The 24,767-nt window shown below is 57.0% G+C and carries 27 protein-coding genes; 13 read left to right on the top strand and 14 right to left on the bottom strand.

From position 1 onward, the window contains the following. Positions 1–75: 75 nt before the first annotated feature. Entirely contained in the window at positions 76–891 is an 816-nt protein-coding gene (locus tag MT343_RS18970; RefSeq protein WP_145467520.1) for a hypothetical protein, read from the top strand. Here MT343_RS18970 and trmH read toward each other — a convergent pair. Continuing rightward, the gene (gene trmH / locus MT343_RS18965; protein ID WP_186435827.1) at positions 855–1,538 is read right to left on the bottom strand and encodes a tRNA (guanosine(18)-2'-O)-methyltransferase TrmH; all 684 of its coding nucleotides are present in this window, start codon (positions 1,536–1,538) and stop codon (positions 855–857) included. The two genes, MT343_RS18970 and trmH, sit on opposite strands and share 37 nt — an antisense overlap. A 118-nt stretch (positions 1,539–1,656) precedes the next feature. Here trmH and cysZ point away from each other — a divergent pair, with 118 nt between their 5' ends. Further along, positions 1,657–2,460, top strand: a complete 804-nt coding sequence (gene cysZ / locus MT343_RS18960) for a sulfate transporter CysZ (RefSeq protein WP_145467524.1) — start codon at positions 1,657–1,659, stop codon at positions 2,458–2,460. Beyond that, positions 2,432–3,370 (top strand): response regulator, encoded by a 939-nt coding sequence (locus MT343_RS18955; RefSeq protein ID WP_145467526.1) that lies wholly within the window; start codon positions 2,432–2,434, stop codon positions 3,368–3,370. The genes cysZ and MT343_RS18955 overlap by 29 nt, the downstream gene beginning before the upstream one ends. Here MT343_RS18955 and phoR read toward each other — a convergent pair. From phoR to MT343_RS18935, 4 genes are all read right to left on the bottom strand, one after another. Continuing rightward, positions 3,307–4,716 (bottom strand): phosphate regulon sensor histidine kinase PhoR, encoded by a 1,410-nt coding sequence (gene phoR, locus MT343_RS18950; protein WP_145467528.1) that lies wholly within the window; start codon positions 4,714–4,716, stop codon positions 3,307–3,309. The two genes, MT343_RS18955 and phoR, sit on opposite strands and share 64 nt — an antisense overlap. Before the next feature lie 5 nt (positions 4,717–4,721). Further along, the gene (phoB, locus tag MT343_RS18945) at positions 4,722–5,420 is read right to left on the bottom strand and encodes a phosphate regulon transcriptional regulator PhoB (protein WP_145467530.1); all 699 of its coding nucleotides are present in this window, start codon (positions 5,418–5,420) and stop codon (positions 4,722–4,724) included. A 145-nt stretch (positions 5,421–5,565) separates the two neighbouring features. Beyond that, a complete protein-coding gene (ubiA, locus tag MT343_RS18940) occupies positions 5,566–6,465 on the bottom strand; it encodes a 4-hydroxybenzoate octaprenyltransferase (protein WP_145467532.1) in 900 nt (299 codons plus the stop codon). Positions 6,466–6,501: 36 nt separating this feature from the next. Then, positions 6,502–7,068: a chorismate--pyruvate lyase family protein gene (locus MT343_RS18935; RefSeq protein ID WP_186435828.1), complete on the bottom strand. Its 567-nt coding sequence runs from the start codon at positions 7,066–7,068 to the stop codon at positions 6,502–6,504. A gap of 209 nt (positions 7,069–7,277) precedes the next feature. Between MT343_RS18935 and MT343_RS18930 the strand changes: the two genes are divergently transcribed. From MT343_RS18930 to MT343_RS18900, 7 genes are all read left to right on the top strand, one after another. Beyond that, positions 7,278–7,442, top strand: a complete 165-nt coding sequence (locus MT343_RS18930) for a rubredoxin (RefSeq protein WP_145467535.1) — start codon at positions 7,278–7,280, stop codon at positions 7,440–7,442. Between the two features lie 79 nt (positions 7,443–7,521). Then, the gene (locus MT343_RS18925; protein ID WP_145467537.1) at positions 7,522–8,679 is read left to right on the top strand and encodes an FAD-dependent oxidoreductase; all 1,158 of its coding nucleotides are present in this window, start codon (positions 7,522–7,524) and stop codon (positions 8,677–8,679) included. A gap of 94 nt (positions 8,680–8,773) precedes the next feature. Further along, a complete protein-coding gene (locus MT343_RS18920; protein WP_145467539.1) occupies positions 8,774–9,046 on the top strand; it encodes an HU family DNA-binding protein in 273 nt (90 codons plus the stop codon). Further along, entirely contained in the window at positions 9,043–9,627 is a 585-nt protein-coding gene (locus MT343_RS18915) for a DUF1415 domain-containing protein (RefSeq protein ID WP_145467541.1), read from the top strand. Before MT343_RS18920 ends, MT343_RS18915 begins: the two co-directional genes overlap by 4 nt. A gap of 35 nt (positions 9,628–9,662) precedes the next feature. Further along, positions 9,663–10,034: an SCP2 sterol-binding domain-containing protein gene (locus MT343_RS18910; RefSeq protein ID WP_145467543.1), complete on the top strand. Its 372-nt coding sequence runs from the start codon at positions 9,663–9,665 to the stop codon at positions 10,032–10,034. Positions 10,035–10,117: 83 nt separating this feature from the next. Then, on the top strand, positions 10,118–11,413 hold the full coding sequence (locus MT343_RS18905; protein ID WP_145467545.1) for a dicarboxylate/amino acid:cation symporter: 1,296 nt from the start codon (positions 10,118–10,120) through the stop codon (positions 11,411–11,413). Between the two features lie 2 nt (positions 11,414–11,415). Next, positions 11,416–12,237, top strand: coding sequence for a hypothetical protein (locus MT343_RS18900; RefSeq protein ID WP_145467547.1), 822 nt, complete (start codon positions 11,416–11,418; stop codon positions 12,235–12,237). Positions 12,238–12,300: 63 nt separating this feature from the next. Here MT343_RS18900 and MT343_RS18895 read toward each other — a convergent pair whose 3' ends face one another. The 3 genes from MT343_RS18895 to MT343_RS18885 form a co-directional block, all read right to left on the bottom strand. Further along, complete coding sequence (locus MT343_RS18895; protein ID WP_145467549.1) at positions 12,301–13,695, bottom strand: HDOD domain-containing protein; 1,395 nt, start codon at positions 13,693–13,695, stop codon at positions 12,301–12,303. A gap of 120 nt (positions 13,696–13,815) precedes the next feature. Beyond that, a complete protein-coding gene (gene recG, locus MT343_RS18890) occupies positions 13,816–15,894 on the bottom strand; it encodes an ATP-dependent DNA helicase RecG (RefSeq protein ID WP_145467551.1) in 2,079 nt (692 codons plus the stop codon). A 13-nt stretch (positions 15,895–15,907) separates the two neighbouring features. After that, positions 15,908–16,807 (bottom strand): hydrogen peroxide-inducible genes activator, encoded by a 900-nt coding sequence (locus MT343_RS18885; RefSeq protein ID WP_145467553.1) that lies wholly within the window; start codon positions 16,805–16,807, stop codon positions 15,908–15,910. 169 nt (positions 16,808–16,976) lie between these two features. Between MT343_RS18885 and MT343_RS18880 the strand changes: the two genes are divergently transcribed. Then, the gene (locus MT343_RS18880) at positions 16,977–17,828 is read left to right on the top strand and encodes an SDR family oxidoreductase (RefSeq protein ID WP_145467555.1); all 852 of its coding nucleotides are present in this window, start codon (positions 16,977–16,979) and stop codon (positions 17,826–17,828) included. Positions 17,829–17,890: 62 nt separating this feature from the next. On the opposite strand, the gene MT343_RS18875 is transcribed toward MT343_RS18880, so the two are convergent. The 5 genes from MT343_RS18875 to MT343_RS18855 form a co-directional block, all read right to left on the bottom strand. Next, complete coding sequence (locus tag MT343_RS18875) at positions 17,891–18,274, bottom strand: RidA family protein (RefSeq protein WP_145467558.1); 384 nt, start codon at positions 18,272–18,274, stop codon at positions 17,891–17,893. An 8-nt stretch (positions 18,275–18,282) separates the two neighbouring features. Next, positions 18,283–20,397: a bifunctional GTP diphosphokinase/guanosine-3',5'-bis pyrophosphate 3'-pyrophosphohydrolase gene (gene spoT, locus MT343_RS18870; protein WP_145467560.1), complete on the bottom strand. Its 2,115-nt coding sequence runs from the start codon at positions 20,395–20,397 to the stop codon at positions 18,283–18,285. 27 nt (positions 20,398–20,424) lie between these two features. Further along, positions 20,425–20,655, bottom strand: coding sequence for a DNA-directed RNA polymerase subunit omega (gene rpoZ, locus MT343_RS18865; RefSeq protein WP_145467562.1), 231 nt, complete (start codon positions 20,653–20,655; stop codon positions 20,425–20,427). Between the two features lie 93 nt (positions 20,656–20,748). After that, positions 20,749–21,363 (bottom strand): guanylate kinase, encoded by a 615-nt coding sequence (gene gmk / locus MT343_RS18860; RefSeq protein WP_145468114.1) that lies wholly within the window; start codon positions 21,361–21,363, stop codon positions 20,749–20,751. A 37-nt stretch (positions 21,364–21,400) separates the two neighbouring features. After that, positions 21,401–22,264 (bottom strand): YicC/YloC family endoribonuclease, encoded by an 864-nt coding sequence (locus tag MT343_RS18855; RefSeq protein ID WP_145467564.1) that lies wholly within the window; start codon positions 22,262–22,264, stop codon positions 21,401–21,403. A gap of 101 nt (positions 22,265–22,365) precedes the next feature. On the opposite strand from MT343_RS18855, the gene rph reads away from it, so the two are divergent. After that, on the top strand, positions 22,366–23,082 hold the full coding sequence (gene rph, locus MT343_RS18850) for a ribonuclease PH (RefSeq protein ID WP_145467566.1): 717 nt from the start codon (positions 22,366–22,368) through the stop codon (positions 23,080–23,082). A gap of 78 nt (positions 23,083–23,160) precedes the next feature. Here rph and MT343_RS18845 read toward each other — a convergent pair whose 3' ends face one another. Continuing rightward, positions 23,161–23,934: an exodeoxyribonuclease III gene (locus MT343_RS18845; protein WP_145467568.1), complete on the bottom strand. Its 774-nt coding sequence runs from the start codon at positions 23,932–23,934 to the stop codon at positions 23,161–23,163. Positions 23,935–24,096: 162 nt separating this feature from the next. Between MT343_RS18845 and pyrE the strand changes: the two genes are divergently transcribed. Further along, positions 24,097–24,744: an orotate phosphoribosyltransferase gene (gene pyrE, locus MT343_RS18840; RefSeq protein ID WP_145467570.1), complete on the top strand. Its 648-nt coding sequence runs from the start codon at positions 24,097–24,099 to the stop codon at positions 24,742–24,744. The last annotated feature ends 23 nt before the right edge of the window (positions 24,745–24,767 follow it).

Raw genomic sequence — 24,767 nt, 5'->3', positions numbered from 1 at the left:
ACTGTCTTGTGAGATATATCGCACAAGGGGGGTGGCGTTTATCTGTCGACGGTTCTTCAGGAGTCATGCGTTTTTATGAGTAATACCCTCAGTCTGCCGCCGGAATTGGTATATCTGCCTTTAGGAGAAGAGGCCATTCCACTGCTGAAGCGTGGATTTATTCCATTATTACCGGCAACCGCCAGTGGACTGCCCTGGTTATTGCCGCCTCCTGCTCAGGCAGCTCCGCTACGCATTGCTGCGGAAGATTATCTGACACATATGCATGCCGAATACGAACGCCTGCCGGATAACCTGCGCAGCCTGATCAGCCGCGATGATTTTCTGCGTCAGGCGGAGAGCAAGCGTGCAGATATAGAAGCAGCATTGGTTGCACAGCGTAAAGCGCGGGCAGAAGAGGATATCGGCAAGCCTGAGGACTGGTTGCTGCAACGTTTTTTCAGCGACCCCTATTGTCCGTTAGCCTGGCAGCAGACGGGTGGTTTTCACGGTATCTGGTTAGGGATTGATCCCCAACAGTGGCCGGATGCGCAGTTTCAGCCCGTCAGTTACCAGACATCAAGAGCGTCACGGCTGCCCGATAGTCTGTGCTGTGACCCGGTTGGTCAGGCGGCTCTGGCAGAGCAGCGCCTGATCTGCGCGCGCGAGACTGTGGATAAGTCCATTCAGGTTGGTCAGCAGCGCCAGTGGCTGCTGCGGCTGCCACCGAAAGCGCTGCGCGTGGTTTTGCTGGGTGCACAGATTCCGCGCCGCTTTGAGCAGGGCCTGTTGCAGTTCTGGCAGCAGGATTTCCGCTATCAGCGCATTCCTTTGGCGCAGATGCGGTTCAATAGCCGTGACCTGAGCTGGGAATATCAGCTGCGGCCGTTGATCAGAGCAGAAAATCCCTGAGGGTCCACCAGTTCTCCGTCCTCTCCCAGCTCCGGGTAAGGCAGCTTATATTTGTGGCAGAGTTTGGTAATGGTGGGCTGGCACCATTCAAACAGTAAGCGCTGGTAGGTTTCTTCATCCAGGCGGTTTTCGTCAAACAACCCGGCGGCCTCACGCTGGCGCTGGGCCTCACTGAGAATGATCGCTGCAGCAACCGATACGTTAAAGGATTGCACCATGCCCTGCATCGGGATGATCAGATGCTCGTCGGCCAGTTCGGCGGCCTGGGCACTGATACCTTCTTTCTCATTACCGAGCATCAGTGCGGTTGGGCGGGTGAAATCATAATCGCGGAAGTCGACTGCGCGGTCGCTGAAGTGGGCGGCGCAGACGGTAAAGCCCTGCTCCTGCAGGTGTTCTATGGCGGTATCAATAGAAGGGTGGGTTTGTACATCGACCCAGGTGCCCGCTCCGGCGGTCTGGTTGCGGCGCAGGCGGTACTGATCTCCGGGCCAGACACAGTGGACTTCGGGCACAGCAAAGGCATCGCAGGTACGGACGATGGCCGACAGGTTGCGGTCTTTATGCACTTCGTCGGTCAGTACGGTTAAATCGGGTTGGCGCAGGCTCAGGGTTTGATGAATTCTCTCCAGACGTTGCGGCGTCACGGGCACGGTTCTCCGGTTCAGATTGGCCGCTTTTAACTGTCAGCAGCACGGGTTGTTGGGTGGTTATTCAAAGGGATGCATTGTATAAAAGCGCCCGGATTGATGCACGGAGCTATCTATGAACGGCAACCCATTTCTTGGCTGGCATTACTTATGGCAGGGCTTCCTCTCGTTACGCGAACCGGGCCTGCGCCGCTTTGTTGCTTTGCCATTACTGCTGAATATTGTTGTGATGAGTGCTGCCAGCTGGTGGGGCGGAAGCAAGCTGAATAGCTGGATTGAATCCCTGGTGGCCTGGCTGCCGGGCTGGCTGGAATGGTTGTACTGGTTACTGATGCCACTGGCACTGCTGACCATGCTGCTGGTGATGGCGTATTTCTTCAGTACCCTGCTGGTCACGCTGGGCAGTCCCCTTAATGGTTTGCTGAGCGAACAGGTCGAACGCCGTGCGGGTATCGTGCTGCCGGAAGAGCCTGTGCTGAAGATGATCCGCCGCACCTTTGGCCGCGAGCTGACCAAGCTTGGTTATCTGTTGCCGCGTTACCTGCTGTTGCTGGTGCTGAGTTTTATTCCCGGCCTGAATCTGGCCAGCCCGTTACTGTGGTTCTGGTTCGGCAGCTGGGTGGTGGCGCTGCAGTACATCGATTATTCCTTTGATAATCATGGCCGCAGTTTTGCCGAGATGCGTAAAGCTATGGCTGGCGACAACCTCACCGTGCTGAGTTTTGGCGCGGTGGTGGCCTTTCTGATGATGATTCCGCTGGTGAACTGGTTTGTTATGCCGGCGGCGGTGATCGGTGCAACCCGTCTGCGTCTTGAGCGGTTGGGGCAGCCGGGCAATGTCGGCGGATTCGGCTATGCTGAAGGGGATACCCACAGGCAAAGGTTAGCCGATGGCAGCACTGAACATTCTGGTCGTTGATGACGCAGCATTTATCCGCGATCTGGTAAAAAAAGCAGTCCGTGACACTTACCCGGGCTGTGAATTACATGAAGCTGTCGATGGCCGTAAGGCCATCAGCATCATGAACGGCAAGAGCATCAATCTGGTGTTGTGCGACTGGGAAATGCCGGAAGTTTCCGGCATTGAGGTTCTGCAGTGGATGCGCGCCGATGAGCGCTACAAAAAAGTCCCTTTTATGATGATCACCAGCCGCGGCGAACGCGATCACGTGCTGAAAGCAGTGGAGGCGGGCGTCTCGGAATATATCGGCAAGCCTTTCACGCGCGAAAATTTCGTCGGTAAGCTGGCCAAACTGGTCTACAAACATCTGAAAATCCGCCCCAATCAGGGCGAGAGTAAAACGGCTGCCGGCAATGGTTCTGCTGATGTGCTGGGTGCTGCCAGCGTTGGCGGAGCAGCCAAGGTGGCCGGCGGAGATCTGGGCGGCGCATCCGTGCTGATGGGCGCAACGCCTAAAGCCATGGCTGAACCGAAAACCGTTGCTGCTGCTGACCTGGGCGGCGCATCCGTATTAATGGGTGAGCAGGCCGCTCCAGCCCGCAAAAGTGCCGCCAAGGCCCGCGGTCTGGCCAGTGTACGTTTTGGCTCGGGTGGCAGCGCCAAGCTGGTGATTAAAGATATCAGCCTGCAGGAGCTGATCGGCGTCTTCCGTCGCGAAGGGCCGTTACCGGCTTTGCTGGAGCAGGTCGTGCTGGATATTGTTGATCAGGACAGCGGCGATGTTGCCCGTATTAACGGTTATGTACGCATGATGCAGGCGCAGGAACCCCACCCTGATGCTCAGACCATTCAGATGCTGATCCGCTACGTTGATGACGACCCGGAAAAGCTGGCAACGCTGTCACGTTTTATCGCTAAGGTGCGCTGAGCAGTCAGCGCTTCCACTGGGTTTACTTCGGTGCCCGCTTTTTTATGTTCAGGCATACAGCCAACCAGCTTCTGCGGTTTGAAATGGCAGGTAAAACAGCTGCCTTTGCCCGGTTCGCTTTCGATCAGCAACTCCCCTTCATGGCGTAACAGCACATGTTTGACGATGGCCAGGCCCAGTCCGGTACCGCCGGTGGCTTTGTTGCGGCTTGGGTCCGCGCGATAAAAACGTTCGGTCAGGCGTGGTAAATGATGCGCCTCAATGCCGCTGCCATTATCGCGCACCGCAAAAAAAGCGCCGTCATCGTTGCAGTACCAGCTTAACTCCACTTTGCCGCCATCCGGCGTGTATTTTACCGCGTTGAACACCAGATTAGAGAAAGCGCTGCGCAGTTCGTCGGCGTAGCCCAGTAGTTGTGCCGGGCAGTCGATGCTGAGACGGATGTCGTGGCCGCGCTCATGACTCAATGCCCGGGCATCAGCGGCAATGCTGGCCAGCAGTGGCTCAATCGCCACCGCCTGTGGCTGTTCCTGCTGGGTGGTTTCCAGCCGTGACAGCATCAGAAGATCTTTGATTAACGCTTCCATACGCGCGCTCTGCTCGCTCATCTGCGCCAGCATACGTCCCCAGCGTGGCGGCAGCTGATCGCTGACACTGGCCATGGTTTCGACGTAACCGGATACCACGGTCAGTGGCGTACGTAATTCGTGGCTGACGTTGGCAACAAAGTCTTTGCGCATCTGCTCCAGTTGCTTCAGACGGGTAATGTCATGTACGACCAGCAGCCGGTCTTTACGGCCAAACTGGGTAATGTTGAATTGCAGATGAATGCGGCTGTTAACCGGTGACTTTATCTCCAGCGGCTCGTCATACTCGCCGTGATTAAAGTAGTCGTTAAAAGCCGGGTTGCGGATCAGGTTGGTAATGGGCTGGCCGACATCGACCGGCGCCCGCAGTCCGAGAAATTTGCTGGCGGCATGATTCCACCATTCCAGATTGCCGTGGCTGTCGACCATCAGGACGGCATCCTGCAGGGCGGCAGTGGAATCCTGAATGCGGTTGATAATGGCCTGCAGTTTCTGCTGATGCTTGCTGCTGCGTTGTTGCAGCCTCTGGGTTTCGCTGAAAACCGCGCCCCAGACGCCGACGGTGCGTGGCAGCGGTGTGCTCTGGCCCTGTTGCAACCAGTGCTGCAGGCGCGACAGTTGCAGCCATTGCCAGGCGGTATAACCAGCCAGTGCCAGTGCTAGCGCTGTACCAGGCTGGTGAAAGCTGAAGCCGATACTCAGTGCGAGCAGCAGCAGATAGCACAGGCGGCGCAATTCCCTGCGCCAGACCGGGCTCATCGGTTTCAGGACGCTTTGGTCGAGAAGCGGTAGCCGGTGCCGCGAACGGTCTGAATCAGATGCTCGTGGGTTTCTCCCAATGCTTTGCGCAGGCGGCGGATATGTACATCAACAGTACGCTCCTCGACATACACATTGCCTCCCCACACCTGATCCAGCAGCTGAGCGCGTGAATAGGCACGCTCCTGATGGGTCATAAAGAACTGCAGCAGACGGTATTCGGTTGGGCCGATATCAATCGGGCTGCTGTGTGAGGTCACGCGGTGGCAGACCGGGTCCAGCATCAGGCCACCGACGTCGATAGGCTCTTCAATACCCTGTGGTGTGGCGCGGCGCAGCACGGCTTTCAGGCGTGCAACCAGTTCACGCGGGGAAAAGGGTTTGGTGATGTAATCATCCGCACCGGCTTCCAGCCCCTGTACTTTGTTGTCTTCTTCGCCTTTGGCGGTGAGCATAATAATTGGCAGCTCGGCGGTCAGATCATCCCGTTTCAGACGGCGCGCAAACTCCACGCCGCTGGTGCCGGGCAGCATCCAGTCGAGCAAAATCATATCTGGTTTATTATCGACGATATGAGCATGGGCCTCCTGAACGCTGGCGGCTTCCATACACTCGTAGCCTGCCATTTCCAGGGCGACCGCGATCATCTCGCGGATTGGCGCTTCATCATCGACGATTAATACCGTCTTGCCTGCTTTAGTCATAGTTGTCGTCACGCAAGTGTCACAATCCCGTATTGCGCTGGTATTACACTGGTGCAATGTTACAGGGATGTGACAACTGACTCAGTAACGACCGATTGGCGGAACTTTCTGCACATTCTGTGCGGAGGTGCTCGGAGAACGCGCTTCAGGCGAGCAGGTAATGGCCTGCGAGGCCGGCCCAGATAATCAGACCAAACCAGTAACTCTGGCGGAAAGCCGCAAAACAGACTTCGCGGCCGCGTGAGCGGATCTGCCATAACTGCGAAGCAAAGAAGAGCGCGCCGCACAGCAGACCAACATAAAACGGCCGGCTCAGCGCCAGCTGGTTACCCGCAGCCAGCAGGCAGAACAGCGTTATACCCTGAAGCAGACCGATCATTGCCAGATCCAGTTCGGCGAACAGCACCGCGGTGGATTTGATGCCGATCTTCAGGTCGTCATCGCGGTCGACCATGGCATACATAGTGTCGTAAGCCACGGTCCAGCACAGGTTGGCGATATACAGCAGCCAGGCAACGGCCGGAATTTCGTTGCTCTGCGCGGCGAAGGCCATCGGAATGGCGCAGGAATAAGCGGCACCAAGAAACACCTGCGGCAGGTGGGTGTAACGCTTCATAAAAGGGTAGAGCGACGCCAGCCCAAGGGCGGCAAACGACAGCATAATGGTGAAGGTATTGGTCAGCAGCACCAGCAGGAAGGCCAGCAGCACCAGTACTGCGAAGCCGGTCAGCGCCTGTTTGCTGGTCATGCGGCCGGTGGCCAGCGGCCGGTCAGCGGTGCGTTTAACATGGCCGTCGACCTTGCGGTCGGCAAAGTCATTGATGATGCAGCCAGCGGAGCGCATCAGAAACACACCGGCGGTGAAAATCAGCAACAGATTCAGGTCGGGTACGCCAGCCGCGGCAATCCATAAAGCCCACAGCGTTGGTCCGAGCAGCAGGTAAGAACCGATAGGGCGGTCGAGACGGGTAATGGCAATCCAGTCCTGCCAGCGTGCCCAGCGGGACGGCCAGTGACGATCAAGCAGTTGGGTTAATGCGGACATAACAGTTCTTCTTCTTGCCGGGGGCCGGTCTGCCCTTCAGAGAAATTCGGTCAGGCGCCGGGAAAACGCTTCCGACACCATGAGTGGCTTACCGTGCAGGGTAAATACCGAACGCCGTGACCATTCTAACCCCAGTGCATTGGCTTTGCAGTGGCTGACCTGCAGTGGCGTGCGGCGCAGCGACGGCTGGCTGAACAGATAACTGCCCAGTGAGCGTGAGCCCAGTGCCTGCAGGCGCCGTTCGCTGCCGGTCAGGGTGCTCAGGGGAACCGCCGTGCGGGCGTACACCAGAGGCACATCGCCGAGATGCAAAATCACTTCCCTGATCCATAACCGCTGATTGCCATACAGTTTCAGGGCCTGACGCTCGACCGTGGTCGGTTCGCCGTAATACTGCGCCAGCACCTGTACATTGAAGGTGCCCGGGCGCAGGGCGCTGAGGCGCGCTGTCAGCGATTGTTCGTTCAGCAACCAGTCGCGCCAGACGGGCGGCAGGGAGAACGCACGGCGCCGGTTACGGCTGGACCAGGACGGAGCAGATGGATGCAGCACAGGTGCCAGAGACGGAATCGCCGGCGTATGCAGGGAGGACAATGCCTTCATGAACGGGCTCGGTGGAGACGCAGACATCCGGTAAACCGGGGATCATTTCAGGCGCGCAGGATGCGCTAAATCGGGGCGTCAGGCAAGTCCGGGCGGGCCTGGCTGGCCAAGCGCAGCTGGCAAATGCCCGGAATTGACCGTTGATTTTCCCCCGGCGGCTGAGTAGTTTTAGCGCCTTTCTGAAAATCGGTATTTTTTAAGGTAATAGTATGAAAAAGTGGCAATGTGTTGTTTGCGGCTGGATTTATGATGAAGAGCTGGGCGCTCCGGAAGAAGGTCTGGCACCGGGAACCCGCTGGGAAGACGTACCCGCAGACTTTATTTGTCCTGATTGCGGTGTGGGTAAAGAAGACTTCGAGATGGTAGAAATCTGATACCTCCCCGCTCAATATCCGGGAAGTGCCTCCGCACTTCCTGTCCTTTTCTCACCTGTCTCCATCCGGATAAAAGTCTATGAATGAGAATACTGCCCCGATTGTAGTGATCGGAACCGGGCTGGCCGGTTATAACCTGGTCAAAGAACTGCGTAAGCTGGCGCCGCAGCAGAATATTCTGATGATTACCGCCGACGACGGGCGTAATTACTCCAAACCGATGTTATCCACAGGCTTTGGCAAGAACAAAACCGCCGATGAACTGGCGATGGCCAGTGCCGCGGCGATGGCCGAACAGCTGAATATTGTTATCCGCACCAATACCCGCGTAACCCATATCGATGCGGCGGCACATAAAGTGTTTATCGGCGAAGAGCCGGTTGAATACAGCAAGCTGGTGCTGGCCTGGGGGGCGGAAGTGATCCGTCCGCGGGTGGAAGGTGATGCCGGTGATCGTATTTACTCCATCAATGACCTCGAAGATTACGCCCGTTTCCGTGCCGCTGCCGATGGCAAAAAGCGGGTATTGATCATGGGTGCCGGCCTGATTGGCTGTGAATACGCCAACGATATGGCTAACGGTGGTTTTGATATCGACGTGGTGGCGCCGTGTGAGCAGCTGCTGCCGTCACTGTTGCCAACGGAAGCCGCCAATGCCGTTCAGCAGGGGCTGGAAGGCATGGGTGTACGTTTCCATCTTGGCCCGCTGGTCAGCCGTATCGTGCACGATGGCGATGAGCTGAGTGCGACCCTGAGCAATGGCGAGACACTGAAAACCGACGTTGTGGTGTCTGCTATTGGTCTGCGTCCGCGTCTGGATCTGGCGATTAAAGCCGGCCTGCAGGTGAATCACGGTATCGTGGTTAACCGTCAGCTGCAGACCAGCGAAGCGGATATCTACGCGCTGGGCGACTGTGCCGAGGTCGAAGGCCGTGTACTGCTGTATGTACTGCCGCTGATGGCATCCGCCCGCGCGCTGGCCAAAACCCTGGCCGGCGAAGCAACGGATGTGAGCTATGGCGTGATGCCGGTCACGGTGAAAACACCGGTTGTACCTGTGGTGGTTTCGCCACCGGCACCGGGCGTTTCCGGCATGTGGCAGACAGAGTGTGACGGAGCCGACGTTCAGGCCGAGTTCCGCAACGAAAACGGCGAATTGCTCGGCTATGCTTTGACCGGAGCCAGGGTTATGAATAAAGTAGCACTCAACAAAGAGCTGCCGGCTATTCTGCCCTGACCTCTCGTTACTTCACGCTCCCCTGCTATTGGCAGGGGATAACGTTCTCCCCGGGGAATCGGGGACCACTACAGCCCAATAAGGATAATCATCCATGCGTAAACCAGAACTGGCCGCGGCCATCGCTGAAAAAGCAGATCTGAGCAAAGAAAAAGCAGCAGAAGTGATCACCGTGATCACCGATCAGATTGCTAAAGCGTTGAGTGAAGGCGACTCTGTCAGCCTGATCGGTTTCGGTACTTTCGAAGTGCGTCAGCGCGCTGAACGTCAGGGTAAAAACCCTCAGACTGGTGCTCCAATCACCATCGCTGCAGCCAAAGTACCGGCATTCAAGCCTGGTAAAGGTCTGAAAGAGGCCGTGCAATAAGCACTGCAAAGCTGCTGACCCGGGAATGGGTTAAGCAGCTGGTTATCGGCGAGGGGCTCTGCCCCTTTGCCGCTCCTGTTTTTGATTCTCTGCGTATCGATGTCTGTGACAGCTCCGACCCGGAGCAGGCCACCCTGCAGTTTATGGAACTGCTGCGTGAGGTTGCCGAGGCCGATGCGGCGCAATTACCCACTGCGTTATTCGTTGTACCTTCCTGCTTTGACGACTTTGACCTGTATTGGAACTGGCTGCTGATCTGCGACAATCTGCTGGCTCAGATGGGTTATGAAGGCGTACTGCAACTGGCCAGTTTTCATCCGCATTACCTGTTTGAAGGTGAGGATGAAGACGATATGAGCCACTTTACCAACCGCTCCCCCTACCCGATGCTGCATATTATCCGCGAGGCGGATATCGAGCAGGCGCTGGCCAGTGTCAGCCGTCCGGAACGTATTCCTGAGCGTAATCGCCAGCATATGCGCCGCTTAGGCAAAGAAGGTCTTTTGCAATGTATGCCGGCTCTGGCACAATCGCGCCTCTTTCAGGATGCAGGCGACATCACCGAACATGCGGAATCCTGAGAGACTCTTTTTCTCTACCATTCCGAGGACGTGTCATGATCAAGTTCCAACTGCTGCTGTGGGCTCTGGGCCTGCTGATGAAAAAAGCGGCGCGTAAAAATCCTGATTTCCGTAAGCAACTGGAAGGCAAAGATTTTGCGTTTCAGCTGCAGACCGAAGATGGCGGTATCGTCCGTCACTATGTCGTTGCCGACAACAGCGTACGCAGCAAGCGTAAGGCGCATAAAAATCCGGCCTTTACCATCAGCTTTAAAAACGCTGATACTGGTCTGCGTATCCTGACGTCGAAAGACAAAAATGCTTTTATGAAAGGCATTCAGGATAAAGACATTAAAATTGCCGGTGATCTGTCACTGGTCATGTGGTTCCAGGGTGTGAGCAAATACCTGAAACCGAAAAAAAAATAACAACATAAAAACCGCGGCACCGTCCGCGGTTTTGCTTTACCGTCCGGCTCCGGTCGCGGCGGCCCGGCCAATAGGATATCCGTATGAGCCTTACTCGTCAGATTCTGATAGCCATGACCGCTGCCATTCTGCTGGGCAGTCTGACCCAGCGTTTGCTGCTGATTCCTGACCTGCTGAGTGACCCTGTGTGGCAGGGGTATCTGCACTATTTCCTTGATGATTTTCTTACCCATGGGCTGTTTCTGCTGGGCGGCAAAATCTTTATTGCCAGCCTGAAAGTGCTGGTGGTGCCGCTGGTGTTTGTATCGCTGGTCTGTGGTGTCTGCCATCTGCGTGATCAGGGTTCTCTCGGTCGTCTGAGTCTGAAAACCATCGTGCTCTATCTGGCGACCACCGGTCTGGCGATTTCGCTGGCGCTGCTGCTGGCTGGCTGGTGGCAGCCCGGTGCCGGTGTTGATAAGAGCACCGGGGGCGATTATGTGCCGCCGCAGCCGATGGCGCTGATCGACGTGCTGGCCAATATTTTCCCCAGCAATCCGGTGCAGGCGATGGCCGAAGGTACCATGCTGCAGGTGATTGTCTTCGCCTTGCTGATCGGTGTGGCCATTGGCCGTGCCGGTGAATACGGCGAGCGCATTGGCAGCCATTTCAACGACTGGAACGAAGTGCTGATGAAGCTGGTTACGCTGCTGATGAGCTTCGCGCCCTACGGTGTGTTCTGTTTGCTGTTTACCCTGTTTGCCGAACAGGGGATTGGTAAGGTCGGTGATCTGGCACTCTATATGCTGACCGTCACCAGCGTGTTGTTATTGCATGGCTTTGTGGTTTACCCCTTATTGCTGAAAGGCCTGTCTGGCCTGTCACCGAGAGTTTTTCTGCGTAAAATGCGCAATGTGCAGTTATTTGCTTTCAGCACCGCTTCCAGTACGGCCACGGTGCCCGTTACCCTGCGTGCGGTTGAGCAGCGTCTCGGGGTTCAGAATCGTGTGGCGGCGTTTTCCGTCCCGCTGGGGGCAACCATCAATATGGATGGCACGGCGATTATGCAGGGCGTGGCGACAGCCTTTATTGCCCAGGCCTATGGCTTTGATCTGACTCTGAGCCAGTATCTGTTGGTGGTACTGACCGCCATGCTGGCCTCAATCGGTACCGCCGGTGTGCCGGGGGTTGGCCTTGTTACTCTGGCGCTGGTGCTGGAACAGGTACAATTACCGGTTGAAGGGATCGCGCTGATTATCGGCGTTGACCGGATTCTCGATATGATGCGCACCGCCGTGAATGTTACCGGCGATGCTATGGTTTCGGTGGTGGTGGCGCGCAGTGAAGGGGCGCTTGACCATGACACTTACAACAACCCCAAAGCGGGAGAACAGAATTGAAGATGCAGGGTTCTATGCTGGCAGTGCTGCTGGCCAGCACGATAGCGATGCCGGCAATCAGTGCGGAGCAGGGCGGAATTAATGCCGCGCAGGGAATTAGTGCCATCTCCATGCCGGTGACAAACAATGCTGAAGCGGATGTTCAGCTGAGTGCTGAGGAGCTGGCAAGGCAACAGGCCGCCGAGCAGGCGCAGCAACAGCTCGAAGCCATTATCGGCGCTTCCGGTCTGCAGGGACTGGGGGAGCAGGCACGTAATCTGGCACAGCAGGTTCTGAATGAAACCCAGGCTCCGCTCGGTTTTCAGTACGATGTGGTCGACCGGCTGACGCCGCTGTGGGCGCCGGACGCTCTGCAGAATACCCTGGCCAGTGCACTGGCCTCTCTTGATGATCAGCAGCGCGAGTTATTACAGAGCACCCTGAACAGCCGTCGTCTGCAGAATGCGCGCAACAAAGAACTCAGTGCCATTGCCGATCAGAACAGCCGTAACTATCAGGACTACATCAGCCGTCTGCGTCAGCAGCCGCCAGCACCTGCGCGGGTCGCGCTGATTAAACAGCTGGACGAAGCCATGCAGTTCTCGGCCTTGCTCAGCGTTACCCGCAGCAGTGTGTATCCGCAACTGCAGGCGGTGCTGCGCGACTGGCAGCCACCGGAAAACTGGCAGGCCGGTCTGCAGCGCGACGTGACGGAGTTTCTGCTCTACGTTCACCGCACCACCCCGAATGACGAACTGCAGCGACTGGCTCAGGCCTACCGTGAACCGGTACTGCAGCAATGGCTGGCGGGTGTGAAACAAAGCCTGAGCGGGCAGGCTGGGTAACGCCTGTTTCTGAGCAAAAAAAAGCCGCAATTGCGGCTTTTTTTTATACCCGGCGGCAGGCACTCAGTGATTCAGCATCTGCACCATTTCGCTCAGATCGTCCATACGTTCCAGCAGATTCACCGTTACTTCATCCACGCTGTCTGCGCGCAGGTACAGCGTATCCAGCAGAAAGTCTTCCGGCTGCTCGAACGGGCCGTCACCAAAACCGTGACGGCGTAGGCTGCGGGTGGCGACATACAGCAGGCGGGCATAGTCGGCATGCTCGCCTTCGTAGTAAGGGTTGTGCTGCTGACGCATCGCCGTCACCAGTTCTTCCGGCATACGCCATTGTTGCAGCAGACAGGCGGAAATCTGTTCCCGGGTCAGGCCCAGCAAATGACGCTCAACGTAGAAGCGGTTGATATGCGGGTTCGCTTCTATATGGCGGTTAACCAGCGAAAACTGTGGCGGAAATACATGGCCCAGAATCAGGAAACCAAAGTTATGCAGCAGGCCGCACAGGTACGCCAGCCCCTGGCTGGGACGATGACGGGCGGGCATCAGCTTGGCCAGTTCGCCACACAGTGCCGCAGTTACCACCGCCTGTTGCCAGAAAGGAGCATAGCCATGCGGGCCTTCTTTAGGGACGGACAGGGTGCGGCCCAGTGCCAGACCCAGCGCCAGATTGATGACCAGATCGAAGCCCAGCACGCGGATCACCGCTTCTTCCACGGTTTTGATCTCGCCGCGCACGCCGTAGTAAGGCGAACGGGCCCAGCTTACCACCTGTGCCGACATGCCCGGATCAAGCTCAACTGCCTGCGCCAGTGAAGTGGTATCGGCATTGGGGTCGACACGCAGTTCGATAATGCGCCGTGCGGTTTCCGGCAGCGGCGGCAGGTCGAGGGTTTCGGCCAGACGCTGTTTGATACGCAGCGGAGTGAACTGGCGGATGGCGGCGTGCACATCTTCCAGATCCTGCTGCGGATCGTTGTAGTGAATGTCAGTCATCAGCGGTGCGGTATAGCTGCCGATGCGCGAGCTGGTGGTGAGGTTGCGGAATTGCTCCATCGGCACCTTCAGCCACTCGTGCCCGGCTCCTGAGACGATAAACAGCTCGTTCTGCAGTAACAGGGAATCATCGACCAGACTCTCCAGCTTGGTGACCTGTGGCAGGGCCGGAAACTCATCCAGACCGTGCTGTTTTTTCAGGCGTTCCAGCTCGGTGGCGGACAGCGCGGTAAATTGCCGGCCGAGCTGATGTGCCAGCTGATTCAGGTCGAGCATGCGGTTGCCGGGGATCACAACCTGCACCTTGCCCAGGTCGTCCTTAAGGAAGACGACATTGGCAACTTTGGCAGAGTAGGAGGCCGGTGGATTGCTTTGCATAAGGTGGAACAGCTCCTCGTCGTCGGTCAGGCTGTAATCAATGTGCCAGTCGTCCAGTACTTTCATTACGGTGGCAGGGATGGCCATGGTGAAATCCGTTTGCTGATCGTTTAGGGGTGGAGATAACTATAGACCAGCCTTCTGCATCTGCTGCGGCAGAGAGCGTGATTGAGGTCATGATTCCGACCAGTGGTAAAAGCCGAGAAATCAGACGTTGGCGAAACGTTCGGCGTCGCCCAGCCAGCGCTGAATCAGGGGTTCGACCGTGTGCGGGTGCAGCGTCCACAGTTGCTGGGCCATATCGCGTACCTGTGGCAGCAGATCGCCATCGCGCTGCAGATCGGCGACGCGCAGCATCTGCAAGCCGGTCTGGCGCGTACCCAGCAGCTCGCCGGGGCCGCGGATCTGCAGATCCTGTTCGGCAATATAGAAACCATCCTGGCTGTCACGCATCACCTGCAGACGCTGTTTGCTGGTAAACGACAGCGGTGCTTTATACAGCAGCACACAGTGACTCTTGGCACTGCCCCGCCCGACCCGGCCGCGCAACTGGTGCAGCTGTGCCAGACCCAGGCGTTCGGGGTTTTCGATAATCATCAGGCTGGCGTTGGGCACATCGACGCCAACCTCGATCACCGTGGTGGCAACCAGCAGATCCAGCTCATGGGCTTTAAAGCGCGCCATGATGTCGGCTTTCTCGGCCGCTTTCATGCGCCCGTGCACCAGACCGATACGCAGATGCGGTAAGGCTTCGGCCAGTTCCTGTGCGGTGTTCTCCGCCGCCTGACACTGCAATGCCTCGCTCTCTTCAATCAGGGTGCAGACCCAGTAAGCCTGCGCACCTTCCGCACAGGCACCATTGACCCGTTCAATCACTTCCGGGCGGCGCTGCTCGCCGATAGCGACGGTGGTAATCGGGCTGCGGCCGGGAGGCAACTCGTCGATCACCGAGGTGTCCAGATCGGCGTAAGCGCTCATCGCCAGTGTGCGCGGAATCGGTGTGGCGGTCATGATCAGCTGGTGTGGCGATAACTTCTGCGCCACCCCTTTTTCCCGCAACGACAGGCGCTGATGCACGCCAAAGCGGTGCTGCTCGTCGATGATAATCAGCCCCAGCCGGGCGAAATGCACATCGTCCTGAAACAGCGCGTGAGTGCCGACCACCAGTTGCGCTTCACCGCTGGCAATCTCCGCCAGCGAGCGCTCGCGCGCCTTGCCTTTGACCTTGCCGGCCAGCCAGCCAAGCTTGATGCCCAGAGGTTCAAACCAGCCGGAGAGGTTGTTGAGATGCTGTTCGGCGAGAATTTCGGTCGGTGCCATCAGCGCCACCTGAAAACCGGCCTGCAGCAGATCGCAGGCTGCGAGTGCGGCAACCAGGGTTTTGCCGGAGCCGACATCGCCCTGCACCAGACGCAGCATAGGGTAAGGCTGGGTCAGATCCTGTTCGATTTCGCTCACCACCCGTTGCTGGGCGCCGGTCGGGGTAAAGGGCAGCTGCTGCAGTAACGCCCGCTGCAGGGTTTTATCGCTGTGGATGGCCGGAGCTTCGTCGGCCTGAACCTGTGCCCGTAATTTATGCAAAGACAGCTGGTGGGCGAGGAGTTCTTCCAGAATCAGGCGTTTCTGCGCCGGGTGCTGGCCGCTTTCGAGCAATGCCAGATTGGTTTCCCGTGGTGGCGTATGCAAAAACAGCAGGGCGTCTTTCAGCGTTGGCAGGCGCCACTGCTGCAGCCAGGTGGCGGGCAGCAGATCGGTCAGATCGACCTGATCGGCTTTCAGCAGCTCCAGCGCCTGCTCATGTAGTAAACGCAGGCGCTGCTGGCTGATGCCGTCGGTGGCCGGGTAAACCGGCGTCAGGCTCGGTTCCAGCGGTAAATCGAGGCCTTCTTCCAGCCGGGTGTATTCCGGGTGATACAGCTCCAGCCCGCTGGCGCCACGGCGCGGTTCGCCGTAGCAGCGGATAGTGGTGCCGGTGCTGAACTGGTTTTTCTGCGCGGCGCTGAAATGGTAAAAGCGCAGGCTGATGACACCGCTGTGGTCCTGCAGCTTCACCAGCAGGCTGCGGCGTTTGCCAAACAACACGGTAGCGCCGCGCACTTCGCCCTGAATCACCGCCGGGCGCATCGGTTGCAGGGCGCCGATCGGGGTGATCTGGCTGCGGTCTTCATAGCGGAAAGGCAGGTGGAAAAACAGATCCGCCAGACTGCGGATCTGCAGTTTATGCAGCTGTTCGGCCAGTTTCGGGCCGACGCCTTTCAGCTCGGTGATCTGGCTGAATTTTGCCACGCGTTACCTGCCCTCAGGGTTCCAGACGGCACTGACGGGCGGTGCTCAGCAACAGATCGATAGCCTGACCGCGCGGGAAGCTGGCACGCCAGGCCAGCGCCACGGTACGGAAAGGTGCCGGAGCCTTGAACGGACGCGTGGTCACCAGATTCTGGTCGAGATTACTGACCGCCGACTCCGGCAGCACGGTAATGCCGAGCCCGGTGGCGACCATATGCTTCAGGGTTTCCAGTGAGCTGCCTTCGAGCACGCTGCCGAGGCGAGTGTGATGCTTACGCGCCAGCGCCGGGCAGTGTTCGAATACCTGATCACGGAAGCAGTGGCCTTCGCCCAGCATCAGCAGATCTTCATCGGCCAGTTGTTCGGCTTCAATGCTTTTCTGTTTGCACCAGGGGTGGTTTTTCGGCAGCACCACGACGAAGTTTTCGTCGTACAGTGGCCGGGTCAGCACATCGGCTTCGGTAAAGGGCAGGGCGACGATGATGGCATCCAGTTCACCGTCGCGCAGCTGGCGGCGCAGTACGCCGGTGTAGTTCTCTTCCAGATACAGTGGCATGGTTGGCGCCTGCTGGTGAATCTGCGGCACCAGATGCGGAAACAGGTAAGGCCCGATGGTGAAAATAGCGCCAAGCTTCAGCGGTGTGCTGAGCTGATCCTTGCCGGCACTGGCCAGTTCGCGGATGGTGCGGGCTTCTTCCAGCACCCTTTGCGCCTGGGTAACGATGCGCTCACCGAGCGGCGTAACGGTAACCGAGCTTTTGCTGCGTTCAAATATCGCAATGTCTAACTCGCTTTCCAGTTTTTTTATCGCTACGCTCAGCGTCGGCTGGCTGACAAAGCATTTTTCCGCCGCCCGGCCAAAATGACGTTCCTGGGCAAGAGTCACGATGTACTTGAGTTCGGTCAGCGTCATAAGGGTTCCTTAATTGTTACCTTGTATGGGTGCCGGAAAATTGATTTAGCTTACCTATTAAATCCGGGTGAATAAAGCCCGTGGGGGCTGAATGCTGTCACTTGGCTAAAATAACAATGAATGCGCGGCCCAGAGGGCTGCACCAGACTGAGCGCAAGAGGAGAATTACATGGCTCGGATTCTGATTGTGGGGGCAGGAGATATTGGCGGTAATCTGGCTCAGCGGCTGCATGCTGACGGGCATCAGGTATGGGGTGTCCGCCGCTCCGAGAAACCAATCGGTGACGGTATTGGCCTGATTCAGGCCGATGTGGCGGACTCAGAAACGCTGCAGGAGTTACCTGAGGATCTGGATATCCTGGTTTACAGCGTGGCTTCTCCGGTGTTCTCGAAAGAGGGCTACCACGATTATTACTACAAAGGATTGCGTAATGTGCTGCGGGCGCTGAAAGGCCAGAAGCTGAAACGTGCGTTCTTTGTTTCCAGTTCCAGTGTTTATCACCAGATGAACGCCGAATGGGTCGACGAGACCAGCGAAACCACGCCGACCAGCTTCGCCGGTAAAGAAATGCTGGCCGCAGAACAGGCGCTGCTGAACGATAAACTGCCTGGCACCGTTGTGCGTTTTACCGGCATTTATGGTCCTGGCCGCACCCGCATGATTGAGCAGGCACGGCAGGGCAGCCACTGTGATCCGGAACCACCGGTGTGGACTAACCGTATTCACCGTGATGATTGTCTGGGTGTATTGCAGTTGCTGATTGAACGGGCACTTACGGATAAACCGCTGGATGATATTTATCTGGCCACCGACGATGAACCAGCCACGCTGTTTGATGTGCTTGAGTGGATGAAAGACCGTATCGGTGATGTGGAACCGGATCACGATGTGCCGGAAGCCTCACGCCGTGCTAACCGTCGCTGCTCTAATAAGCGTCTGCGTGAGCTGGGTTACGATTTTAAATTCAGCAATTATCGTGAAGGCTATGACCAGCTGCTGACCGAGATGGGGCTGATCTAGCCTGCGGTTAACAGCCATAAAAAAAGCGCTCAGTGAGCGCTTTTTTTATGCAGCAAAGAAACTCAGTCGAGTTCCAGTACGCCGTCCATTTCCACACCGGCATCGCGTGGCAGCTGTGCCACACCGACCGCAGCGCGGGCCGGGTATGGCTGCTCAAAGTATTCCGCCATCACTTTATTAACGGTGGCGAAGTTGCCCAGATCGGTCAGGAAAATATTCAGCTTGGCGATCTGCTGCAGAGAACCGCCAGCCGCTTCACACACTGCGCTCAGGTTTTTAAATACCTGATGAATGCGTGCTTCGATATCGCCTTCAACCATTTCCATGGTTTCCGGTACCAGCGGAATCTGCCCGGACAGGTAAACGGTTTTTCCGACTTTAACAGCCTGGGAATAGGTGCCTATAGCGGCCGGGGCTTTTTCTGTAGCGATGATTTCGCGGCTCATAACAATCCTTAATTTTTACTGCGGACAATTTTATTTACGCCGCGGATATTGCGCAGGCGGCGGATCGCGCGGGCCAGATGTTTACGGCCATGCACGCTGAGACTCAGATGGGTAACGCTGAGGCGGGCATCGCGTTCTTCCACACTGATTTTTTCGATATTGGCTTCCGCCTGGGTAATGGCGCTGGCCAGTTCGGCGACGATGCCACGGCGGTTTTCCAGATAGACTTTAAGGTCGACGGTAAATTCGCTGTCGATGTCTTTGTCCCAGCTGAGAATGACGCATTTTTCCGGGTTATCGCGGAATTCTTCGACGTTTTTACAGCTTTCGGTATGAATCACCAGACCACGGCCGGAACTGACGTAACCAATAATCGGGTCGCCGGGAATCGGGCTGCAGCATTTGGCAAAATTCACCACCAGACCTTCGGTGCCTTTAATCGCCAGCGGTGATTGTTCAACCGATTCCAGATCGATGTCGGATTCTTTATTAGCAACCAGCAGGCGGCGCGCCAGCAGCGGCGCCATACGGTTACCGGCACCAATATCTTCGAGCAGGTCGCCGAGTTCATCGAGGCCGGTTTCACGCAACACCAGATCAATATGCTGCTGGTCGATATCTTCCAGCGTTTTGCCCAGCGCATTCAGCGCTTTATTCAGCAGACGCTCACCCAGTGCCACCGATTCGGAGCGGCGCTGGCTCTTGAGGTAATTACGGATATTGGAGCGCGCCTTGCCGGTGACCACAAAGTTGAGCCAGGCCGGATTCGGCTGGCCGCCCGGTGCGGTCACAATCTGCACGGTCTGACCGTTCTGCAGACGTGCACTCAGTGGCGCCAGCTGGCGGTTAATACGGCAGGCGATGCAGTGATTGCCCACATCGGTATGCACCGCGTAAGCAAAATCGATGGCCGTGGAGCCGGATGGTAATTCGAGAATTTTGCCCTTCGGCGTGAACACGTAAATCTCATCCGGGAACAGATCGACTTTAACGTGCTCAACAAACTCCAGCGGGCTGCCGGCGTTTTTCTGCAGCTCGAGCAGGTTCTGCACCCACTGCCGTGCACGCTGGGTGCCGCTGGCCTGATCGCTTTCCGACTTATACAGCCAGTGGGCGGCAATACCATGGTTGGCCATGGCTTCCATTTCTTCGGTGCGGATCTGGATTTCAATCGGCACACCACCGATACCGATCAGCGTGGTGTGCAGCGACTGGTAACCGTTGGTTTTGGGAATGGCGATATAGTCTTTGAAGCGCCCCGGAATCGGCTTATACAGACTGTGCATGGCACCGAGGATGCGGTAACAGGAATCGACGGAGTCGGCGATGATGCGGAAACCGTAGACATCCATAATATCGGTCAGTGATTTACGCTGATCGCGCATCTTGCTGTAAATGCTGAACAGATGCTTTTCACGGCCAACCACCCGGGCGCTGATACCCACCTCGGTGAGGCGGTTGCGCACGGCGGTGGCGATGTTATTCACAATCTCAGAACGGTGGCCGCGCGCTGCCTTTACCGCTTTGCGGATCATCTCCGAACGCATCGGATACATGGCTTCGAAACACAGCTCTTCCATCTCCACGCGGATACTGTTCAGACCCAGGCGGTTGGCGATGGGGGCGTAGATATCGAGGGTTTCTTTGGCGATGCGGCGGCGCTTTTCGGGTTTCAGTGAGCCCAGAGTGCGCAGGTTGTGCAGGCGGTCGGCGAGTTTTACCAGAATGACGCGGATGTCTTTGGCCATGGCCATGGCCATCTTCTGGAAGTTTTCGGCCTGCTGGTGTTCTTTGCTTTCGAAGTGAATATTGGTGAGCTTGGACACACCATCAACCAGATCGGTGACCACATCGCCGAACTGTTTTGCCAGAGCGGTTTTGGGTACGCCGGTGTCTTCAATCACATCGTGCAGCATGGCGGCCATCAGGCTTTGATGGTCGAGATGCATGTCGGCCAGGATGTTGGCGACCGCTAACGGATGGATGATATAAGGCTCGCCGCTGCGACGGCGCTGGCCATCGTGGGCTTGTTCGGCGTAGTAATAGGCGCGGCTGACCTGCTGAATCTGAGGGTTGCTCAGATAGTGGGAAAGCCGCTCCGATAAGGCATCAATGGTGGGCACTTAAGCAGAACCTCAGGCTGGGTCTGCTTAGTACTGTTCCGCTCGTGCGGCTTCTTCCTGGGCGGCCATGGTGGTTGGCGTTACCAGGTTTTCAGCGATTTCACGCAGAGCCAGTACGGTTGGCTTGTCGTTTTCTTCCGCAACCAGTGGCTCGGCACCCTGTACCGCGATCTGGCGGGCACGTTTGGTGGCCAGCATGACCAGTTCAAAGCGGTTATCAACGTTGGTTAAGCAATCTTCTACGGTAACGCGTGCCATGGGATATCCTGTGGAATCAGATGAATTCGGTGGAACCGGGTATTGTAGCGGAATCCGCCGGCAAGGGAAGAGGCCAGCGGATTCCGGACGTGATCAGCCGTTCAGTAATTCCTGCAGCACATCTTCGTGGCGCACCTGCTGGGCGCTCAGACGATGGCGGCGGGCAATCACGATAGCGCGCAGTTCTTCGACAGTGTTTTCAAAATTATCGTTAATAATCAGATAGTTGTACTCACCGTAGTGGCTCATCTCGTTACGCGCATCGCGCATGCGGCGTTCGATAATGTCTTCGCTGTCCTGGCCGCGCTTCTGCAGGCGTTCACGCAACGCCGCAATAGACGGCGGTGCAATAAATACGCTGACGGCATCCGGCATCAGGTGACGGACCTGTTGCGCGCCCTGCCAGTCGATTTCCAGAATCACATCACGACCGGCGGAAAGCTCGGATTCGACCCATTCCTGCGAGGTGCCGTAGAAGTTATCGAATACCTGAGCGTGCTCAAGAAACGCGCTGCGGCTGACCATGTCCTGAAACTCGGCCACGGATACGAAGTGATAATCTTTGCCGTCCACCTCGCCCGGACGCGGGGCGCGGGTGGTGTGGGATACGGACACACCGATATAACCGGTGGATTGCAGCAGGGCTTTCACCAGGCTGGTTTTACCGGCACCGGACGGAGCGGAGAAAATAAACAGGGTACCAATCATAGGAAGCTCGCTGTTCTGGCCGGACGTTGGGGTTGGGTTATTCAATGTTCTGTACCTGCTCACGCATTTGTTCGATCAGCACTTTCAGGTCGACGGCGGCCTGGGTAATGCTGGTAGTCAGTGATTTAGAGGATAGCGTATTCGCCTCGCGATTCAGCTCCTGCATCATAAAATCGAGGCGGCGGCCGATGGGTTCGTCCTGGCTGAGAATACGGCCGACTTCCTGAATATGGGTGTTCAGGCGGTCGAGTTCTTCGGCGACATCGGCTTTCTGTGCCAGTAACACCATTTCGGTTTCCAGCCGGCTGCTGTCGAGGGTGATATTCAGCTCGGCGATTTTATCTTCCAGCTGCTGACGCTGGGCGGCCAGTGCCTGGGGCATAGCGGCAGCAACGCTGGCAACAATCTGCTGCATTTTTTCCAGTCGCTGGCGGATCAGTGCGGCCAGTTCTTCGCCTTCCCGTGCCCGGGCATCGCAACTGCTGCGCAGGCAATCGTCGAACGCCTGCAGTGCCGCCTGTTGCAGTGCTTTGCCGTCGGTTTCCGCACTGCTGATTACGCCGGGCCAGGCCAGCACTTCGAGCACATTCATGGCGTTGCCGGGGCCGATGATGGCATGTACTTCATCGGCGGCACGGTTCAGCTCGTGTACCAGTTCGTGGTTAACGCTGAGTTTGTTTTCGCCCTGTAACGGCTGAAAGCGCAGTGCGCATTCGACTTTGCCGCGGCTGAGGGATTTTTTCAGGCGCTCGCGCAGGGCCGGTTCCAGATCGCGGAAAGCATCCGGCAGGCGGAAGTGCAGTTCCAGGTAGCGGCTGTTCACCGAGCGGATTTCCCAGGTAAAACGTCCCTGCGGGCATTCGCTGCCGGCACGGGCAAAGGCCGTCATACTGAAAACCATAAGTCTCTCGCGTTAATAAATTCCCCTGCATTGTAAGGGCTGGGGCTTTTTGCCGCTATAATGCCGGCCTTTACTCAATATCAGATTCAAGGATTCCGCTTATGAGACCCAGTGGCCGTACAACCGATCAGCTGCGTGATGTGCGCATTACCCGCAATTTCACCAAACATGCCGAAGGTTCTGTACTGGTGGAATTCGGTGACACCAAAGTGATTTGTACCGCGTCGGTTGAAACCAGCGTGCCGCCGTTTCTGCGTGGCAAAGGTCAGGGCTGGGTGACGGCGGAATACGGCATGCTGCCGCGTTCGACCGGCTCGCGCATGATCCGTGAAGCGGCCAAAGGCAAACAACAGGGCCGTACCGTGGAAATTTCCCGCCTGATCGGCCGCAGCCTGCGCGCCGCTATTGATCTGACGGCGCTGGGCGAAAACACCATCACCATCGACTGTGATGTGATTCAGGCCGACGGCGGCACCCGTACCGCCTCGATTACCGGTGCCTGTGTAGCGCTGGTCGATGCCATTAACTGGCTGAAAGCCAAAGGCAAAGTAAAAGGTGAGCCGCTGAAGCAGATGATTGCGGCCGTCTCTGTGGGCATCTACAACGGTGAAGCGGTGCTGGATCTGGATTACGCCGAAGACTCCACGGCGGAAACCGATCTGAACGTGATCATGACCGAGAACGGTGGTTTCGTAGAGATTCAGGGTACCGCCGAAGGTGAAGCCTTCACACCGGATGAGCTGAACGCCATGCTGGCACTGGCACAGAAAGCCATCGGCGAACTGAGCGCGAAACAGAAGGAAGCGCTGGCTGGCTGATCGTTGCAGTGATCAGTCTGCAGCAATAAAAAAGGCGCCGGTGGCGCCTTTTTTATTGTCTGTCAGTGGTGCGGGTTGTCAGTCTTCGTCGAACTCGTATTCCACCATGACCGCGGCGTGATCACCAAAACGCAGGTTGGTATCGAGCTTGGCTTCCACCACAAACTGACGGATGCCCGGTGTACAGATCTGATAATCCTTGCGCCAGCCGTGCTGATTGCGGCGCGCGCTTTCTGCGTCCGGCCACCAGGTAAACTGGTTCTCGCCGAAATTGGCTTCGCGGAAGGCATCAACGTAGCCGGCCGGGCCAAACATCTGATCGAACCAGGCGCGTTCTTCCGGCAGGAAGCCCGGTGTGTCCTGATTGCTCTGCCAGTCGGCCAGATCAACGGTTTTATGCGCCGCTTCAAAGTTGCCGCAGAAAATAAACTCGCGGCGTTTGCGCCGGGTTTTATTCAGATGCTCCAGGAAGGATTTCTGGAAGGCCAGTTTATCTTCCAGGGTGTTGTGCTCATCAACCGTCGGGAACAGGATGGAGCCAACGCTGACATGGTCGAAATCCGCCTGAATAAAGCGCCCCTGCATATCGCACTGCGGGAATGCCAGGCCGGTCATAATGGCTTTCGGCACTTCACGGGTAAGGATGGCCACACCGGAATAGTTATCGGCTTCGGCATCGAAGAAATAGGCGTTGTAACCATCGGGATACACGACGGAATCAGGCAGCTGGTATTCCTTGGCCAGTAACCCCTGAATGGCAACCACATCAGCCTGCGCGGTTTGCAGCCAGGTATACAGCCCTTTTTCGACCGCTTGTTTCAGGCCGTTGACGTGTAAACTGATAATCCTCATACATGGTTCCCAACTGGTGAAGCGTGTATCATACCGCATCCTTTGGAAAGCGGGTAAATATGGGCGAGAATGTTGTGCTTCTGGTCACGCATTGCCGGTATTTCTCCCTTCCGTCCGAACTATTTTGCCGGCCTGTGCTGGCGGTTGAATCTCAGGTTTCGTATGCAGACGTATCAGAAAGAATTTATCGAATTCGCCATCGCTCAGGGTGTACTCAAATTTGGCGAATTTACCCTGAAATCCGGCCGGGTCAGTCCTTATTTTTTTAATGCCGGCCTGTTTAACAGCGGTGCCGCGCTGGCCAAGCTTGGACGTTTTTATGCGGCGGCACTGGAAGCGTCCGGTGTTGACTACGATGTGGTCTTTGGCCCGGCTTATAAGGGTATTCCACTGGCCGCGACTCTGTCGGTGGCGCTGGCTGACCACTACAACAAAGACATGCCTTACGTTTTTAACCGTAAAGAAGCCAAAACCCACGGCGAAGGCGGTAACCTTGTCGGCGCACCGCTGACCGGCCGTGTACTTATCGTAGACGATGTTATTACCGCCGGTACGGCTATCCGTGAAGTCATGGCTATGATTAACGCCGCAGAAGGTGCAACGCCGGCCGCTGCCCTGATTGCCCTGGACCGCCAGGAAAAAGGTCAGGGTGAGCTGTCAGCCATTCAGGAAGTTGAGCGTGACTTCGGCATGAAAGTGATCAGCATCGTGGGCCTGAATCAGGTGCTGGATTATGTATCTGAAAAACCAGAGCTGGCGCAGTATGCCGCCGCTATCAGTGCTTACCGCGATCGTTACGGGGTTGAGTAAAAAAGTGCGGGTATAAAGCGCAC

The organism is Venatorbacter sp. C2-1, assembly GCF_022832715.1.
GTDB classification, from domain to species: Bacteria; Pseudomonadota; Gammaproteobacteria; order Pseudomonadales; family Oceanobacteraceae; genus Venatoribacter; species Venatoribacter alkanivorans.
This window is presented reverse-complemented; position numbering and strand designations above follow the sequence as displayed.

Bases quoted from the DNA above. Each gene is read 5' to 3' on its own strand.
- MT343_RS18970 (WP_145467520.1), top strand. From the start codon at position 76: ATGAGTAATACCCTCAGTCTGCCGCCGGAATTGGTATATCTGCCTTTA.
- cysZ (WP_145467524.1), top strand. From the start codon at position 1,657: ATGAACGGCAACCCATTTCTTGGCTGGCATTACTTATGGCAGGGCTTC.
- MT343_RS18955 (WP_145467526.1), top strand. From the start codon at position 2,432: ATGGCAGCACTGAACATTCTGGTCGTTGATGACGCAGCATTTATCCGC.
- phoR (WP_145467528.1), bottom strand. From the start codon at position 4,716: ATGAGCCCGGTCTGGCGCAGGGAATTGCGCCGCCTGTGCTATCTGCTG.
- phoB (WP_145467530.1), bottom strand. From the start codon at position 5,420: ATGACTAAAGCAGGCAAGACGGTATTAATCGTCGATGATGAAGCGCCA.
- ubiA (WP_145467532.1), bottom strand. From the start codon at position 6,465: ATGTCCGCATTAACCCAACTGCTTGATCGTCACTGGCCGTCCCGCTGG.
- MT343_RS18935 (WP_186435828.1), bottom strand. From the start codon at position 7,068: ATGAAGGCATTGTCCTCCCTGCATACGCCGGCGATTCCGTCTCTGGCA.
- MT343_RS18930 (WP_145467535.1), top strand. From the start codon at position 7,278: ATGAAAAAGTGGCAATGTGTTGTTTGCGGCTGGATTTATGATGAAGAG.
- MT343_RS18925 (WP_145467537.1), top strand. From the start codon at position 7,522: ATGAATGAGAATACTGCCCCGATTGTAGTGATCGGAACCGGGCTGGCC.
- MT343_RS18920 (WP_145467539.1), top strand. From the start codon at position 8,774: ATGCGTAAACCAGAACTGGCCGCGGCCATCGCTGAAAAAGCAGATCTG.
- MT343_RS18910 (WP_145467543.1), top strand. From the start codon at position 9,663: ATGATCAAGTTCCAACTGCTGCTGTGGGCTCTGGGCCTGCTGATGAAA.
- MT343_RS18905 (WP_145467545.1), top strand. From the start codon at position 10,118: ATGAGCCTTACTCGTCAGATTCTGATAGCCATGACCGCTGCCATTCTG.
- MT343_RS18900 (WP_145467547.1), top strand. From the start codon at position 11,416: ATGCAGGGTTCTATGCTGGCAGTGCTGCTGGCCAGCACGATAGCGATG.
- MT343_RS18895 (WP_145467549.1), bottom strand. From the start codon at position 13,695: ATGGCCATCCCTGCCACCGTAATGAAAGTACTGGACGACTGGCACATT.
- MT343_RS18885 (WP_145467553.1), bottom strand. From the start codon at position 16,807: ATGACGCTGACCGAACTCAAGTACATCGTGACTCTTGCCCAGGAACGT.
- MT343_RS18880 (WP_145467555.1), top strand. From the start codon at position 16,977: ATGGCTCGGATTCTGATTGTGGGGGCAGGAGATATTGGCGGTAATCTG.
- MT343_RS18875 (WP_145467558.1), bottom strand. From the start codon at position 18,274: ATGAGCCGCGAAATCATCGCTACAGAAAAAGCCCCGGCCGCTATAGGC.
- rpoZ (WP_145467562.1), bottom strand. From the start codon at position 20,655: ATGGCACGCGTTACCGTAGAAGATTGCTTAACCAACGTTGATAACCGC.
- gmk (WP_145468114.1), bottom strand. From the start codon at position 21,363: ATGATTGGTACCCTGTTTATTTTCTCCGCTCCGTCCGGTGCCGGTAAA.
- MT343_RS18855 (WP_145467564.1), bottom strand. From the start codon at position 22,264: ATGGTTTTCAGTATGACGGCCTTTGCCCGTGCCGGCAGCGAATGCCCG.
- rph (WP_145467566.1), top strand. From the start codon at position 22,366: ATGAGACCCAGTGGCCGTACAACCGATCAGCTGCGTGATGTGCGCATT.
- MT343_RS18845 (WP_145467568.1), bottom strand. From the start codon at position 23,934: ATGAGGATTATCAGTTTACACGTCAACGGCCTGAAACAAGCGGTCGAA.
- pyrE (WP_145467570.1), top strand. From the start codon at position 24,097: ATGCAGACGTATCAGAAAGAATTTATCGAATTCGCCATCGCTCAGGGT.